Annotated in this window: 12 protein-coding genes; 1 reads left to right on the top strand and 11 read right to left on the bottom strand. The window is 44.5% G+C overall.

Features of this window, described 5'->3' with window-relative positions:
- Nucleotides 1-550 precede the first annotated feature (550 nt).
- Nucleotides 551-955 (bottom strand): gamma-glutamylcyclotransferase, encoded by a 405-nt coding sequence (locus QZW82_RS03410; protein ID WP_293144612.1) that lies wholly within the window; start codon nucleotides 953-955, stop codon nucleotides 551-553.
- 120 nt (nucleotides 956-1,075) lie between these two features.
- Here QZW82_RS03410 and QZW82_RS03415 point away from each other — a divergent pair, with 120 nt between their 5' ends.
- Nucleotides 1,076-1,675, top strand: coding sequence for a glyoxalase-like domain protein (locus QZW82_RS03415; RefSeq protein ID WP_293144617.1), 600 nt, complete (start codon nucleotides 1,076-1,078; stop codon nucleotides 1,673-1,675).
- A gap of 168 nt (nucleotides 1,676-1,843) precedes the next feature.
- On the opposite strand, the gene QZW82_RS03420 is transcribed toward QZW82_RS03415, so the two are convergent.
- From QZW82_RS03420 to QZW82_RS03465, 10 genes are all read right to left on the bottom strand, one after another.
- The gene (locus QZW82_RS03420; RefSeq protein ID WP_293144619.1) at nucleotides 1,844-3,121 is read right to left on the bottom strand and encodes a bifunctional sterol desaturase/short chain dehydrogenase; all 1,278 of its coding nucleotides are present in this window, start codon (nucleotides 3,119-3,121) and stop codon (nucleotides 1,844-1,846) included.
- Between the two features lie 202 nt (nucleotides 3,122-3,323).
- Nucleotides 3,324-3,947 carry a restriction endonuclease subunit R gene (locus QZW82_RS03425; protein ID WP_293144622.1) on the bottom strand — a complete coding sequence of 208 codons (624 nt, stop codon included), beginning with the start codon at nucleotides 3,945-3,947 and terminating at the stop codon, nucleotides 3,324-3,326.
- A 133-nt stretch (nucleotides 3,948-4,080) separates the two neighbouring features.
- Nucleotides 4,081-4,977, bottom strand: a complete 897-nt coding sequence (locus QZW82_RS03430; protein WP_293144625.1) for a polysaccharide deacetylase family protein — start codon at nucleotides 4,975-4,977, stop codon at nucleotides 4,081-4,083.
- Nucleotides 4,978-5,118: 141 nt separating this feature from the next.
- On the bottom strand, nucleotides 5,119-6,060 hold the full coding sequence (locus QZW82_RS03435) for a hypothetical protein (protein ID WP_293144628.1): 942 nt from the start codon (nucleotides 6,058-6,060) through the stop codon (nucleotides 5,119-5,121).
- A gap of 3 nt (nucleotides 6,061-6,063) precedes the next feature.
- Nucleotides 6,064-7,212, bottom strand: a complete 1,149-nt coding sequence (locus tag QZW82_RS03440) for a DUF3696 domain-containing protein (RefSeq protein ID WP_293144631.1) — start codon at nucleotides 7,210-7,212, stop codon at nucleotides 6,064-6,066.
- Nucleotides 7,209-8,360 carry a DUF262 domain-containing protein gene (locus QZW82_RS03445; RefSeq protein ID WP_293144634.1) on the bottom strand — a complete coding sequence of 384 codons (1,152 nt, stop codon included), beginning with the start codon at nucleotides 8,358-8,360 and terminating at the stop codon, nucleotides 7,209-7,211. The genes QZW82_RS03440 and QZW82_RS03445 overlap by 4 nt, the downstream gene beginning before the upstream one ends.
- 160 nt (nucleotides 8,361-8,520) lie before the next feature.
- The gene (locus QZW82_RS03450) at nucleotides 8,521-10,170 is read right to left on the bottom strand and encodes a family 10 glycosylhydrolase (RefSeq protein WP_293144637.1); all 1,650 of its coding nucleotides are present in this window, start codon (nucleotides 10,168-10,170) and stop codon (nucleotides 8,521-8,523) included.
- 850 nt (nucleotides 10,171-11,020) lie between these two features.
- Nucleotides 11,021-11,419 (bottom strand): photosystem II protein Psb27, encoded by a 399-nt coding sequence (gene psb27 / locus QZW82_RS03455; protein ID WP_293144640.1) that lies wholly within the window; start codon nucleotides 11,417-11,419, stop codon nucleotides 11,021-11,023.
- 293 nt (nucleotides 11,420-11,712) lie between these two features.
- Nucleotides 11,713-12,966, bottom strand: a complete 1,254-nt coding sequence (locus QZW82_RS03460; RefSeq protein ID WP_293144643.1) for a DNA replication/repair protein RecF — start codon at nucleotides 12,964-12,966, stop codon at nucleotides 11,713-11,715.
- Nucleotides 12,967-13,705: 739 nt separating this feature from the next.
- A complete protein-coding gene (locus tag QZW82_RS03465; protein ID WP_293145163.1) occupies nucleotides 13,706-16,525 on the bottom strand; it encodes a cation-transporting P-type ATPase in 2,820 nt (939 codons plus the stop codon).
- Between the last annotated feature and the right edge of the window lie 104 nt (nucleotides 16,526-16,629).

The raw sequence follows: 16,629 nt of genomic DNA on the forward strand, positions 1-16,629 counted from the left end.
AGAATGGACTACTGGGTAATGCTGAGTGACCGAGATAGTTGAGTATTTCTACTCATTTTTGTCTCGGATGATTCACTTTTACTCCCTCAATCCCCCTATGTGCCAGTTGGGGGTGCGGAATGTGGGCTAAAACAGCTAAGACCATGGTCACTTTGAGTCATTATCATTTCCAGCAAATGTTGAAGCATCAAGCTGCTGTTAAATATGGCAGTTTTGTAGTAGGCATAACGGAAGAATAAACATCAAAAACCCGTTCAAAGTGTGGACAGAAATTCAAATGGCGCTTTCAATATCTTGTTGAAAGCTTTGAGAGATACCTCCTTGACAGGAGAGCTTGCAGCTTTTTCTGTATTGCCATACACGGTAGTATCAGGCTTAGTCCTGGATTTGCCGGGTTAAATGTATCTGTTCGGGATTACGGTTACAGATTCGATCGCAATACGCTTGGGATCTCAATACCGGGCGGTTTCAACCGCGTCAATACAAACACTCACGCGACGGGAGCGGGTTAAAGAATAAGGTAAGATGCGGTTGAAACCGCCGTCTTATCTTATTTTGTGAAAAACCGATTTTCCCACGTCCCATCGGGCAGCCAGATGCCTCCTAGAGCGCGAACGCGATCGGGTAACATGAAGTATGTCCAAGCTGTGCCTAGAGGTTTGAGGTGTCGATCGCAAATTTCGATTTCTTCCCGCTGATATTCGTTTTGGGTCGGTTCCCGCAGCGGATGATAGTCTTCCAGTCTGTCTAAATCGTGCAAAATAGCGGAATTCGCGAAACAGAGGAGAAAACCGCAGACGATGCCCTCTCCGGCCACCATTGCAGGATAGCCGATCGACAGTGCAAAAAGTTGGCCGCGGGCGATCGCGGGCAAAGCATCCACAACCTTTCCCTCGCAGTAGCGCAGATAGTTGCACTCCCCCGGTTTGAGAGTGCCGTAGACAAAGACTTTCATCGGGTAGGGCCTAATCGCTAGTTTTTGCTATATTAGATGCCTAAGCTAATAGTTTAAGTCTCGCGGGCGATCGCGACCGCAATCTTGATAAATTTCGTTGTTTACCCTTTCTTATAATTCATGACTCTAGCAGTTAGTTTTATTGCTTTTGGACTTCGGCCCTTGTACCTGAGCTCTTTTTTGCCCGACTTACCCCTAGACGGCTTGTTTTCCACTCAAGGGATCATGGTGATGCTGCTAGCCGCCTATGCGGGGGCGATGTGGATGTTTCTCACCAGTGCTCCCAAGGTACACACGGTGATGGTATCGGATCTCGCACAGGCGAGGGAGTTCTATGAAGGTATGCTAAGCCTCCCTGTAGCAGAAGTGCCACTGCACTACTACTATAATTACGAGCAAACCTTGGGGACAACGGGTATCGACCCCCTGTATTTGTCGCCCAATGTCGGGAGGGGAACGAGCTCTCAAACGATGGGGAGTCCCGAGGGTTTGTGGTATCAGTTGATGAAAAATACGCAACTGCATATTATTAGCGGGGCTGGCGCAGGCGAAAAAAATCGCGAACGTCATGTTTGTTTCGATCGCGATTGTTTGGATCAGCTATTAATGAGAGTACAAACTCGCGGGATTAGTTATAAAATTCGCCGGGAAAAGCCGCTTAATTTTTTGGTTAAGGATTATGATGGCCGAGTGATTGAAATGGCTGAGGTTAGCAATTAGATCGGAGTAGAAACTCGGCGGTTGAAACCGCGTCTATACAAACGATGTCCGCCTCCGCGGACTGAAGATAATAACGTAAATTTAACGGCCTGTCTTCAACCCGCGGAGGCGGGTTTTGTCTGTGTAATCGCGGTTTCCAACCGCCCGATATTCTGCGTTTTTTCTTTGTCAATTAATCTTAGCTTCAACGCTGGATTTTTCCGCTGTGGCCGCTGCTTTAATCTCTGCAACTGTCTTGCGGCTGAAGAGTTGGAAATACGAAGAAACAAAGAATTCTTTGACTGGGAAAACAATCAAAGTCAAAGGATTGATTGTGACGATGATATTGCGGACATCGGCTTTAGCTTGTTTGACAATTTGCTGCGCTACCCAGTCAGGAGACATAATGCCGATCGGGTTTAAGTTGCTTTTGAACGGCCCTAAAATCAGTTTGCGGACGATACAGGGCGCATCCAACCGTCGCAGAGTTACTAAATCTCCCAGGGCGCGCTTGCTGAGTTCGTACAGGGGACTGACAGCGGGAATCACTTCTGCTTCGGAAGTGTTGATCCAGACTTCTTTGCAAGCTATATCTTCATTAGTGCGAACTGTTAAGAAAAACAGTTCCATCAGCCGCCACGCCGAAAAAGTGTTAATTTCGTAGGAGTTTGCGATCGCCTCTCCGGTTCTTTCTTTCTGTACATTAATCCCGTGATTGATGACGAGAATATCGATTTTTTCTAACATTTTAGCTAAATCAGCCTCTTCGCCAGCGTGCCAAGTTACGGTTTTTACAGGCAAAATCTCGCCGTCTGCATTCAAAGTAATTTCCTCATTTCCAGAGGAGAGGGCGATAACTTTTGCACCAGCTTTTTGCAGGTGTTTCAGAAGCAAACGCCCCAAGGTTCCCGATGCACCCGTGACGGCGACAGTTTTGCCTTTGAGAGAAAGTGCTGTACCCATAAGTTTATCTATTAAGGTGAAAGTACCGCAATAGTAAGCATTTTGATTGTCGAAATGATGCTTCCAGTGGTAAGGTTTATTCACAAACCATTTACCCGGGATAGTTTGGAAGTTTCCCGGTTGGTGGGTGATGTCGGTTAACTCGTCTGCGCCTTTGATACCGATCGCGCGGGCGATCGCGCTCAACAAAAAGCTTAAAGTATAAATACAACCCGCTGCTGCGCCCCAGTGATATTCCGGCAAGGCAAAATAAGCTAAAACCCACAGCAACAAGCCCAAAACCATCATCGCCGCAGCTTCGGGCACATCGTGACGCCAGTGCGCTTGCTTGTAAATTGTCTCGCTAACGGGCGTCAAATTCGGGCGGAAAACGCGGTGATGCCAATTGTGCAGCTTTTGCAGTGCCGGCACATAATGAGACGCGACGTGATAAAAATCTCGGATGATTTCTGCCCAACAGACAGAAGCTATTGCTAAAGCGCCGACTATCCAGTAATTTACCATGCTCGCAGAATTTATAAATTTCAGATATTATATCATGTCCGGTTAATTACCATCATAAAAACCGTTTGTAGTGAGGACTTTAGTCCTCTCTTTGATGAGGACTAAAGTCCTCACTACAAACCAATTTAATTGTTTTTTTTCGGATACTATCTGAGATCTTGTCATTTTCAAATGATAAGATAACTCAAAATAATTTTTAGGGTTAGTCTGGCAATTGACTCAGGCGTTTTAAAATCTGCAAAACGCGGTACAATTCATTGCCGGGATTGGAAACAACAAATTCAGGCGATCGGGCATACTGCAAAGTTTCGCCTCTGACTAATTTGACAAAACTGAAGTTAGCACCTGTGGAAATCATCCCAAAAGTAGGAGTTTCTGGATTCGGATCTGCCAGCATATATGTCAGGAGTTGGGAAAGTGCTTCGTCAGTTGAAAACGAAAGTTGTTTAGATTCAATTACTGTCACCCACAAGTTTGCTTTCATAATCAGGATATCTATTCTACCTTCGATGATTCTGCCTTCGTCTTCTTCTTGAATTGCGATGGATTTTTCGGCTTTTACTTGAAAAGGAGACTCAAAGAGACCGGCAATAAACAAAATCGGGCTGATGATTGTTAGCTTGACTGCATTCTCCAACACAGGCGGGGTGTCTACTAAGTTAAAGTATATGTCTTGGACGCGATCGAGTAATTGTTTCTCAAAGTCAGCTACTTCCGGCAAGTTTTCTTGCCATTCTCGGAAAAATTCTTGATTCCGAACTCGCTGCAAACCGAAGTTATCAATTAAATAGCGGAGGTTAATATCTCTTGCTTGTAGTTTTTGCATGAGGATTGATAAAAGTTTTTATGTTATTCATAAGTTTAGCACGATCGGGATTTTGAACCGCAGATAAAGGCAGATTAACGCGGATGTAGGCGAAGCCTTCCCGAAGGGTACGCAGATGAAATAGGATGTCTGTTTATGGGGATTTACGATCGCCCTTTTCCTGTTTTTGTGCAGCTTGGATTTCTAGTAATTGCGGCACTGTTACAAAACGGTATCCTTGCTGTTTGAGTTTGGGAATGATTACAGATACGGCCTCGACTGTTTGCTGGCGATCGCCACCGCCGTCATGCAACAATACGATCGCCCCCGATATCGCTTGGGATAGCACCGTACTGACGATCGCAGATGCCGGAGGTTGCGAAAAGTCCTTAGGATCGATCGACCACATCACCACCACATAATTTTTCTTTTTGGCGTAATCCGCAAAACCGTTATTTAAGCGCCCACCGGGAGGACGAAACAACAAACTTTTCGCCCCAGTCGATCGATAAATATGAACACCAGTATTATCAATTTCATCGGCTGCTGTTTTTTCCGTGACGTTGTGATAAAAGTGATGCCAAGTATGATTGCCGATCGCATTTCCGGCCTTTACTACTTGTTTAGCAATTTCTGGATTCTCTCGCAAATTTGCACCCAAGCAGAAAAACGTAGCTACCGCGTTATGTTTCTGCAATATTTTTAATATTTTCAAAGTTTCCGCAGTTGGGCCATCATCAAAAGTCAGGGCGATAACTTTCGAGTTGTTGATACTTACTTGGTAAACAATTTGTCCGCGAAATTGCGCTGGTGGTGCGAAAACCAAAGGTTCTACGAGAGGTTTCGGAGACGGAGTTGCGGCGGGAGAAGGGAGTATTTGGGGTTTGGGCGGTTTCAGCAGGTTTGGCGGGGGATTGCCAAAAGGGGGGATTTGGGCGATCGAATTTGAATTCGCAGTTTTTAAGCGATCGGGAAACAGTAAAATTAGGGCGAGCGCTGCGACAAGTATAAACGTTTGAATTGCAGATTTTTTAGTGAATTTGCGAGTCATGCACTGTACTATTTGCTGTTAACGATCTAATTATCGCTTACAGCTTTGCCAGCTTGAGAGTTGGCTAAATTAAGTTTTGTTTAAAAACAGCCATTTACGCCACGCCAAAACCTTCAGCTAAAAGTTGGGCGAATCTTAAAATTATTGTATTTTGGGGCCAATATACCCAATGATTATTTTTCCCGGCCCTAATTCTGTGCAGAAATGAAGTCGCCAAGCTCCCGGTGTCATGCGGACGTGCAAACTGAAAATACGCTTTGTTCCGTCAAGACATTTAATATTTAGTTGCTCTCTAAACTGCTTAAGTCTTGACTCACTTTCTGGAGATACCTTGCTAGGAAGATTATCTAAATCGAGCGATCCGTCTGTCCAATTTTTTGATAATTCATCAAGTTCAAATAACTTTCTGAGAACTTGTCGTAACATAGTTGGATCGACAACGCTTTGTATCTGTTCGCTAAGGCGATCGCAAAATTCCAGGCTGGAGAATAACTCAGCTCGACGGTTCCAAAGCTCTAAACCGTCAACAACTCCTGTTAGCTGGCGCTTCTGAATCCAATCATCGTGTTCGATAACGTGGTTTTTCTGACTAGCATGAATAACCTCTACAATTTCTTCTATTATCTCCCCATTCTCATCAATTTGTGTTAGTTCTAACTTAATGCGACTACCATTCCACAGCGAATCTGAATTCAGACTAATTGCCAATGTTTCAAGATAGTGAGCAACTTTAAAGCCTTCTGCTTGGCTCCCCTGTAAACTTAACTCACAATCTGGATCTTCAACTTTTATTTTAATCTTTAGATCGGGAATATCAACGGATAAAGGAGTTTTAGTTGCCAGAGTTCTCAGAAAAGTCCGCTCTTCTCTATTAACTTGAGAATCGTTGCGCCAACGAGAAAGAGGATAGTTTTCTGCGAGAACCATAGCATGAAAATCTGCTTGAGTGCGGATTCCCTTCAGTCCGCAGCCTTTAGCTTCACGCATCGTACTAATCAATTCTGACATCCATTGTTGTGCTGTAGAAATATCAGGAGCAAGATTTCGCGCAGATAGTTCATTAAACACCATCTCCAAATCCATTACTTACTCTCCTTGCACCGCAGGTTCCAACAAAATCTCCAAGCTATTGTCCCACTCATCAAAAAAACCATCCGGCCAGCGATCGATTCGTCCGTTGCGATCGATTTTAGGAGATACTACATCAGTCACAGCTTGTCCTTCTTTATTTTGACGCTGGAAGTAATGCAACTGAACATCTTTCGGGTCAAGTTTACCCCCGTGAACCGCAAGACGAATCCCATTTAAAACATGATCGCTGTGAGTTTCTATCACAACTTGAACTCCACCGCTAGCTGCTAAAGCTAATAATTGACCCATTTTAACTTGTCCTTTGGGATGCAGATGAGCTTCAGGGTTTTCAATTAAAATGATTGTACCAGGTGTTGATGCAAGTGCCGCTACAATAATTGGTAAAGTGTAGCTAATTCCAAATCCCACATTAGTTGCACGGTAAGGATTGCTATCTCCATAGGAATATTGAACACTCATCAAATCAACATCATATTTAGTCTCAATTTTAAGGCGGGTACCTGGACTGATTTCTCCCATCCACGCCTCCACTTGGTCTATCAATTCCATTGATTTTACTTGAACTTCGCCTGGTTCAATCTTTGATTTTACATTGGGATGACTGAGACTGCTATTAGGAATAAGTTTACCTCCTTTAAGTGAAAGAAAATGTGCGGTATATTCACCTTTAATCCCAAGTTGATCGAGGTGTCTCACTTGATGATCTGACATTTCATTAAATGGCCGAGGCCCGATCCGTTCTGCCTGAAGATAATGAAAATTATTGCCGAAAAGATTTGATTGATATACTTCTGCGCTAACTTGTTTGGAATTAATATTCAACACATCTACCTCTTTATCATATTTGAAGCGCCATATGCCCTCGCTGTTGTTTTCCCAAACAATGTCAAAACCAATTAATTCCTCTTTTGCTCCCTCAAACAGTGCATCTTGAGCAGTGCCAATATTCACAAGATCGCCATTAAGTGCCAATCCTTTTTCTGGCAATAAACCCTGTTGATAAGATTGTCTCAGCAGCAATAGCGATTGCAATACGGAAGACTTTCCAGTGCTATTTAGACCAGCAAGCAAAGTCAAATTTTTGAATTTCAATAGTTGATTTGCAAAAGGTTTGAAATTAAGTAAACGTAGTGAATTAATCATGCCAATACCTCGTTAATTATTTGTTCAATTATTCTAAATCTGTACTCAATTTTATCAGCAGCCTGAGATATAGATGTCAGAAAATCTCGATCTTCATCTACATAATAAATAAAAATTTTAATTAAATTATGCTTTTTATGCTTCAATATGTTAATTTGTTCATCGCTCAGTTGACTGAGATTAACTGACCAACATTCAAATAATGCTTTATTAATTGGATACATTTTTATTTGGTTTTGAGATATTTTACGAAAAGCGCTTTTCCCAAAAATTTCTAATGCTGCAATCATGGCTTTTTTAAAGTTTTTTTCAATTACTTTTAATTGTTCTTCTGGTAAATTATTTATATTAAATAAGGCTCTACTTAAAAACACATTTCTGTTATTGTCTTTATAATTTTGATAAGATGTAAGCGTAAAGGCTAAAAAACCGAGTATAAATTCCCGATCGTCCATCCGCATTTTACGCAACTTACTCAGATTAGTAACTTGTTGGAATTCACGAGATGTAGCAAGTTTAGCCAAAAACTTTGTTGCCTTACCGGGATTGAGAGCATGGCGAAGTTCTTGAGGAGTCATTGGTAATCCCCCTGTATTAATACGTTTAAAAATATTATGTTTAACTGAAGGAGGCGTACCTTTTCCGATCAAATAAACTGTCACCTGAGTCTCTTCAATTCTTCGCTGGTATCTGCGTTCTATTTCATCGTAAGTTTTGTCCTCTAAATTGAGCAGGTATTCTAGTCCGCATAACTTCAGTGTTTTATCGCTCATAAATTGCTTGAGAGCAGATAGCCTTTGCAATCCATCCACAACTAACCATTTATCTTCATCAGTTGCATCTATATAAAAAGCTGGTAATGGAATCCGAATCAGGATCGACTCAATCAGTCTGCTTTTAGCGTCATCTTTCCAAATGTTTGCATGGCGCTGAAAGTCGGGTGCTAAGTCAAGAGCTTCCTCATTGATTCTTCTTAGAAGTTGCTCGATGGTTGGTTCTTTGGTAAAAATATTAATTTCATCAGGGTCATAGATCAGTTTATCTTTTTCATAAGGTTCGTCGCCATTATCTTCTTCTTGACTGAAATTTAAGTCATCAATCGAATCTTGGTTGGATACTTGCTGATATGGTTGTGGCTGACTTACCATAGGAAATACTCCTTTGTGTTGATTTTTATTACAATCCGGTATTGTCCTAATAAAACTTAGATGACGATCCGCTCCTAACAGAAAGGAACATTTTCAAATATTATCGCACAAATAGCCTCTTATAGAGACGCTACGAATTGCGTCTCTACAAATAATTACACTACAGTCTGCAAGTTTGCCGCGCCCTTTCATCCTCCGGTTCTTGCCAGCCAAAAGAAAAATGACTCACCGCATTAATTTGCGGCGTTGCAGCACGAATTGCCCGCATTTGAATCTCCAAAGACGGACGATTTTTCAGAGATTTTCCCCAATCTCCGGCGATCGCAGGAATGATTTTTGCTCCCGGAGGCGCTAAACTCAAAGTCCGCTGCACTTGCGGCACAATGCAGCTTACATCCCCACAATTGCCGTAAGACATCGCGTGGAATTCTACGGAAGCCGGAAACCTGTCCCAAGGCTGCAATCTCGAATCAAATCCCCCTTGATTGATCTTTTGATTTCCATTAGGAAAAAATACTGCTCCTACAGGAATCCCCATCCTTTGAGCAGGTTGAGTTGCCATTCCAAAAAAATCTAAAATTCCTTGGACTGCATGACCAATACTCAGTTGCCAGAGGTCTTTTTGCAGAACGCCGGTATCGGGAAGCGGCGGTTTTGGTGTCGGTTTTGGTGTGGGATTTGCAGGGTTGGGCGATTTTGTAGCGGGAGTTATTGAAGCTGCTTTTGATGTGGCATTTCCCCTTCTAGAAGCTGGAGTTGCTACTGGGATGGCTCGCGGAATTCGCCCCTGCCAAAGAGGTTCTTGCTCGGTTGGATACTGTTTGACTACGGCTTGAACGTCATTAGTATTGATAAATCCTTTAGTCAAATATCGCTGAATTAAGTCTCGTCCTTGCTGATTGTTCGCTCGCTGCAAAAGCATTTGCTGCGATGCTTGGCCGTAAATCCACAAGTCTTGAACTTTGGTAGCAACTGAAGCAGATCCGACGCCCCGGACATAGCGAATGTAGTCGAATAACATTCCTTGCGGCCTGCGCTTGACTATTTGATTGACTAACAAAGAATAGTCTTGCTTTGCTTGCGGATTGTAGGGATCGACAAAGGCGTGGGTGGCGTGACTTTCTCCGGTTTGGTCGTCTAAACCTGCGTCTTGAATTACTGTTAAACTGGTCTGATTTTTGCCGTTGACGGCGAGGGTTTGCTGTCTGTCGGAACGCTGAGCGTAGGTATAGCCAAAGTTCATGGTAAATAACCAGGCGTATACTTTTAATCCTCGCTGTTTGCCTTTGGCGATCGCCTTTTCTAGCAAATCATACTTTTCGTAGCCGCGATTTCGCAAAACCGAAGGCCAAGCAGTCGGATTTTCTGCGGCTGGGAGTAGGACTTGACCGTCATAAAACACTTCGACATAGACTTGATTGTAGCCTTTATTGACAACCTTGTCTAATACGCGATCGATCTCTCCGGGTCTGACATCGCAGGGATACAAACGCAGCCAAACTGCTTGGGTTTCGGGCCAAGTTTTTTGGCGGCATTCTGCGATTTCCCGTGCGTGTTTGCTCAAAACGGCAAAATATGCTTGCTGGGATTCTGGTTTTCCTGACAGGGCGGCGCGGCGCAAGTCTTCTTTTTGATTGACTTGCTCTTTGGATAATTGGCAATAGGCTGATGTTTCGGCAAAAGCTGGTTGATTTTCGATAAATGGCAAAACAAGCTGGCTGATGAAGCTACTGGTTAAAACAGCAGTTACCGCACTTAAACAGCGTCGCTGGGATTGAAAGTTGGCGATGCGAGTTGGTGCAATTTTCATAAAATAGCTCGGTAAGTGGGAAACTCAGAGACTTTAGTCCTGAGAGGGAAACTCCAAGAGCGGTTTCAACCGCCTTGAATCTTTCTTTATCCATTACCGCCTTGGAGTTGCTCGACTTGGTGTACTTTTGTAATGTACTTTCAGCAGGACAGTTACCGCCTCAAACCTTGCAACCCTGTACGCATAATGTTTGCTCTTTTGGAGCCTCCCTTACGGGGTAATGTTCGTTCAGACCTGGTTATAAAGGCTTGTTAGACCTGCGACACTGTAAAGCGTGACTTTAAAACTGTTTAATCGCAGATGACAGAGCCCAAAACTGGCGGATCATTCGCCGGTGTCGTGACCGGTGGGGGACGTCTCCTTTTTCAAGGGGTCTGGTCAGAACAGCTTGCAATTTCTTACAAGCGAGCGTGGCTTGAGCCTCTGAGTTCCTGACGGGATAATTGAATCTGGTTTTTTAGTTGAAATTGGGTGGCGATCGCATTTTTGGCGATCGCGCAGACGCACAGCTACAAATTTTCTACTTTTTTTAGGTTAACCCCGTCCAACAACGGGTGCAAGCCCCCATCGAGTTGTGCAGATCCCTAATTTTAGATCCAAGTTAAATTTCCCAGATTAATCTGTGGAGTCAATCTAAAATCTAAAATCGACTGACCTAGTTATGGCACAAGTCGATCGCACAATGCAAACGTCAATGGCGGCGAACCCTACAGCAAAATCCTGCAAAAAAAGCGCCTGGGTACAGCCGGCGCTAAAAGCAACTGATATTTCTACTAAAAAATGTTGCTTATCAAAAATTAAGGATAAAAGATGAATTATTCAAATTATTTTTTATCCCTAATTTTTGAGATTAAGCTCCTCTATTGAGAGCAGCTTCTACTTGCTGAAATTCCGACTCAAGACGTTTTTTCAACTTTTCAGGCACGGGACGGTTTGGATAGGAACTGTAATGTCCAGCCAAAGAGTTTAATGCCGTCCGCATTGTGGTGAAAGATGCCAGCTTGGTAAGAGCGGGATCGCGGCGGTATGCTGCGAAAAAATCATTGATACTTGTGCGAGCAGTGGCTTGAGCGGCTGCTTTTTCCGGCGTGCCTTCTGGCAAAGTAAGCGCTGTTCTCAAGCTGGTGACTAATGCTAATGTATCTTTGCTGTAGTCTCCGCTCAGACTGGCAGGAACATTGGTACAGCCTGCTACGCCGATGACAACAACTAATACCAGAGCTAACAGACGGGAAATGTAATGCTTCATAAGGCTTAGAAAAATGGAGGCGAAAGCGGCAATCAAAATTAACCTTTATCCTATCTCGAATTGAGCTAATTATGTCAACTTTTCAAGATTTTTGCATGAATACCATGAAAAGTAAAATTTGTCAATCTCACATAGATTGATATCATATCCGCTCGAACAACCACAATCAAATTGGTTTGTAGTGAGGACTTTAGTCCTCTGACGGATGCGGACTAAAGTCCGAACGATCAAACTATTTTTATTAGGGATAAGTGAGCAGACATAATATGATTTATCAATCTCAACTCTCAAATCTAAAATTGATTGATTTGTCCGGAAACGACGGATAGAATTTGAGTTTGGCGCAGCCACTGACTGTCAAAAGCGCCTAGATGAGTCGTTGTAATCAGAGTTTGAAATCGTTCTTGAATTGTTTCTAAAAGTTGATTTTGGCGGCTCAGATCGAGTTCTGCAAGTACGTCGTCGAGCAATAGTAAAGGTGCTTCACCGACGACTTCTTCAATAAGCTGCAATTCGGCTAATTTTAATGCTAGTACGAGAGTTCGCTGCTGACCTTGGGATGCGTACTGACGCGCTGGGGTGTTGTTAATTGTAAATGTAATGTCGTCGCGGTGCGGGCCGACTAAGGTGGTTCCTTGAAATTGTTCTGCGATCGCCCTTTTTTGAATTTTCTCTAAAAATGCTTGCCGTACTCCTTCAAGATTGTCTTTAGCGATTAATTCTGGGCCTACTTCAATATTAGCATCGTATTTGACATCTAAAACTTCTGTAGAACCGCTAATTGAACCGTGCCAATTGCGCGCTAAAGGCATCAAACGCTCCAAAATACGATCGCGCCTGCGGATTACCCGAGCACCTGCTGTCGCCAACTGTGCGTCCCACAAGGCTAATTCTGAACTGGGAATGGGGGATTGAGAATCGGGCATTGGGCATTGGGCATTGGGCATTGGGGATTCTGCGATATTTTGGTCTTCGGAAGTTTCTGATCCGATAAATCGCATTTTGTCCAAACTTTGGGAAAATTCTGTTTTTCTGGTTTCTCTAGAACGTTTTAACAGAGCGTTTCGCTGGCGCAAAATTTGGTTGTACTGGTGCAAAATGTGAGCGTAAATCGGCTCTAGTTGGATGACTAGCCGATCGATCCAGTTGCGCCTTCCTTCGGGCCCGCCGCGTACTAAGTCTAAATCCAAACAGGAAAATTGTACTACATTGATGACGCTCAAGAAGTCTAAATGGCGGCGCAGGGGTTCGCCGTTGAGCTTCAGGGTGCGGCGCGCCCCGGAGCGCAGAGTTAAGGCTAGGTCGATCGCTCCGGTTTGACGTTCGAGTGTAGCATCTATTTGGGCGATCGGCTTTGATTCGAGGATTAAGTCGCGATCGCGCGATACTCTGTGGCTTTTTAAGGTGGAAAGCAACTCTACCGCTTCTAGCAGGTTGGATTTTCCTTGGGCGTTATTTCCTACTAATATGGTTTTGGGAGCGTCAAATGCTACTGTTTGATCCAAGTAGTTCCGAAACTGCCGTAAGTGCAGTGTTTTCAAATACATAATATTGGGAATTAGTAATTAGATGTTTGTAGTGAGGACTTCAGTCCTCTGATTTTATGCGGACTGAAGTCCTCACTACGAACCAACAAGGAGATGTTTGTAGTGAGGACTTCAGTCCTCTGATTTTATGCGGACTGAAGTCCTCACTACGAACCAACAAGGAGATGTTTGTAGTGAGGACTTCAGTCCTCTGATTTTATGCGGACTGAAGTCCTCACTACGAACCAACAAGGAGATGTTTGTAGTGAGGACTTCAGTCCTCTGATTTTATGCGGACTGAAGTCCTCACTACGAACCAACAAGGAGATGTTTGTAGTGAGGACTTCAGTCCTCTGATTTTATGCGGACTGAAGTCCTCACTACGAACCAACAAGGAGATGTTTGTAGTGAGGACTTCAGTCCTCTGATTTTATGCGGACTGAAGTCCTCACTACGAACCAACAAGGAGATGTTTGTAGTGAGGACTTCAGTCCCCTGATTTTATGCGGACTGAAGTCCTCACTACGAACCAACAAGGAGATGTTTGTAGTGAGGACTTCAGTCCCCTGATTTTATGCGGACTGAAGTCCTCACTACGAACCAACAAGAGATGTTTGTAGTGAGGACTTCAGTCCCCTGATTTTATGCGGACTGAAGTCCTCACTACGAACCAACAAGAGATGTTTGTAGTGAGGACTTCAGTCCTCTGATTTTATGCGGACTGAAGTCCTCACTACGAACCAAGTATGGACATATGCTACTATTTTCTAGCTTTGTATAAGCGCACGAACAGTTTTTCCATTTCAATCCAAACAAACATTAGGGCGCTGAATCCGAAGCAAATCATCAATTCAAAGGGTGTCAAATAGTGAGTACCAAAAAATGCTCTCAGCGGTGGAACGTAAATCAACATTAATTGCAAAGCCGTAGTCACAATCACAGCTCCCCAAACAAAAATGTTAGTGAAGGGATTTAACTCGATCGTTAGCTGAGTGTTAGATCGAATGGCGATCGCATGACCCATTTGCGCTAAACACAGAGTAGTAAATACCATGGTTTTCCAAGCATCTGGATCGCCGTGTCCGGGAGTGTGAGTATATCCGTAAGCCCAGGACATCATCGCGATCGTCAAAATTGCAAAGATAATCCCGATCCGAATCATGTAAGAACCTAAACCCCGGGCAAAAATACTTTCTCGCGGACTGAAAGGAGGCTTTTTCATCACGTTTGGTTCGGCTGGTTCCACGGCCAAGGCCAAAGCGGGAACGCCATCTGTTACTAAGTTCATCCACAGAATTTGCAGCGGAGTTAGCGGTACTCCTCCTAAACCCAATAAAGGTGCAGCGGCAATTGTCAAAACTTCGCCGATATTGCTGCCCAAAATGTACTTAATAAAGCGGCGAATGTTGGTATAAACAACTCGTCCTTCTTCGGCGGCGGCGACAATAGTTGCGAAGTTGTCGTCGAGAAGCACCATATCGCTAGCTTCTTTGCTGACATCGGTGCCGGTAATTCCCATTGCAATGCCGATATCGGCTTGTTTTAAGGCGGGGGCGTCGTTAACTCCGTCGCCTGTCATGGCGACAAATTTGCCTAAACTTTGCAAAGCTTGGACAATCCGCAATTTGTGTTCGGGGGAGACGCGGGCGTAAATGCTAACGTCTTCGACTTGTTGTTTTAGTTGTTCTTGACTGAGCTTTTCTAATTCTTGACCGGTGAGAACTCGATCGCCCTCTGTCGCAATACCTAAATCGTAGGCGATGGCTTTTGCCGTCAACTGGTGATCTCCGGTAATCATCACCACCCGAATCCCTGCATCGCGGCACTTCGCCACTGCTTCCCGTACTTCCGGGCGCGGGGCGTCCAGCATACTGACGAGTCCCAGCCAAATCATCTCTTGTTCGCTGGTTTCTTCGGAACCTTCGGGCGGCAAGTTTTCCCAGATTTTGTATGCAAACCCGAGGACTCGCAAACCCCCGCTTGCCATGTTGTTGTTTTCGGCGAGGATGCGATCGCGAATTTCCTGGTTTAAAGGTTGTACTCGATCGCCGACTATAATTCCTTGACAGCGCTCCAAAGTCAACTCGGGAGAACCTTTTGTCAGCATCAAATAATTCTGCTGCTGTCCTTTTTCTGGGGGAAAGCCCGAATGTCCCGAATGTCCGGGTACTTCGCAAATTACGCTCATCCGCTTGCGTTCGGAAGAAAAAGGAAATTCCGCCGTGCGCGGCAGCAATTGAGACTGTTTTTCCCTATAAATGCCTGCTTTTCCCGCTAAAGATAGCAGAGCTCCTTCCGTAGGATCGCCCAAAATCTTCCATTCTTGCTGTTCGTGCTGCAATACTGCGTCGTTGCAAACTGCACAAGCAATTAATAAGGATTCGAGTTCTGGATATTCTTCTAAATTATTAATTTGGGCTGATGTATGCCGATCGGTAAAATCTCCGATCGGGGCATAGCCGTCGCCTCCAACACTGATAGTACAGTCGCCTGTAGAGACTAGCTGGACTACCATTTTATTTTGAGTCAGAGTACCTGTTTTGTCGGAACAAATGGTTGTTACCGATCCTAAAGTTTCTACCGCTGGCAATTTGCGAATTAGAGCGTTTCGCTTCACCATCCGCCTAGTTCCGAGTGCCAAAGTAACTGTGACGACGGCGGCAAGTCCTTCGGGAACGACAGCAACTGCCATGCTGAGAGAAACTTCTAACAGTTGTTCAAATCTGCTGGTATCCAACCCAATGCTGCCGTTTTTGAAGGTAATCATGCCGCCGATGACGACAATTGCCACTAAGCCTAGGGCGCCGGAGACGAGAACATTTCCCAACTGGCTCATCCGCTGTTGTAGGGGAGTTGGTTCGGTTTCTACTGACTGAAGCATGGCGGCAATTTTGCCCAATTCCGTTTGCATTCCGGTGTTGGTGACGATCGCCTTGGCCCGTCCCTGGACAACTTCTGTACCCTGAAAAATTAGATTGAGTCGATCGCCCAACGAAGCATCTTCGGGAAGTTCGAGATCGGCTTGCTTGGTAGCTGCGATCGCTTCTCCCGTCAAAGCAGATTCTCTGACTTGCAGGTTGGAAGCTTCGATCAAGCGCCCGTCTGCTGCTATTTTTACCCCAGCCTCCAACAGCATCACGTCTCCGGGGACGAGTTCCTTGGCTGCGATTTCCGAAGTTTTGCCGTCCCGCAGGACTCGGACTAGCGGGGAAGAGAGGTTTTTGAGGGCTGCGAGGGCTTTTTCGGCACTTTGCTCTTGGAAATAGCCGAGAATGCCGTTGAGTATGACGATCGCAAAAATGGCGATCGCATCTTTCGGAAAAGTATTTGACCTGATATCTAAGAATGCAGAAACCACCGCCACACCTATCAGCATCAACAACATGATGTTGGTGAACTGATCGACAAAAATCGACCAAGCACTGCGGCCTCCTGTTTCTTCGAGTTCGTTGGGGCCGTATTGCTGCAAGCGTTTTGACACCTCTTGGCTGCTCAAGCCCGCGTCTTTGTTACTGCTTAGCTGCTGGAGGGTTTTGTCAATTGCTACGGTGTGCCAAGAAGAGGGAGAATTTGAAGACATAATTACGATCGAGCATGGGGGAATTAGGGGACTGCGGCCGGATAAGCTACAGCCGATGAACGTGGCCGATGGCAGTAAAAGAGTTTTGAGTTTTGAGTTTTGAA

It is taken from the genome of Microcoleus sp. bin48.metabat.b7b8b9.023, assembly GCF_013299185.1.
Lineage (GTDB): Bacteria > Cyanobacteriota > Cyanobacteriia > Cyanobacteriales > Microcoleaceae > Microcoleus.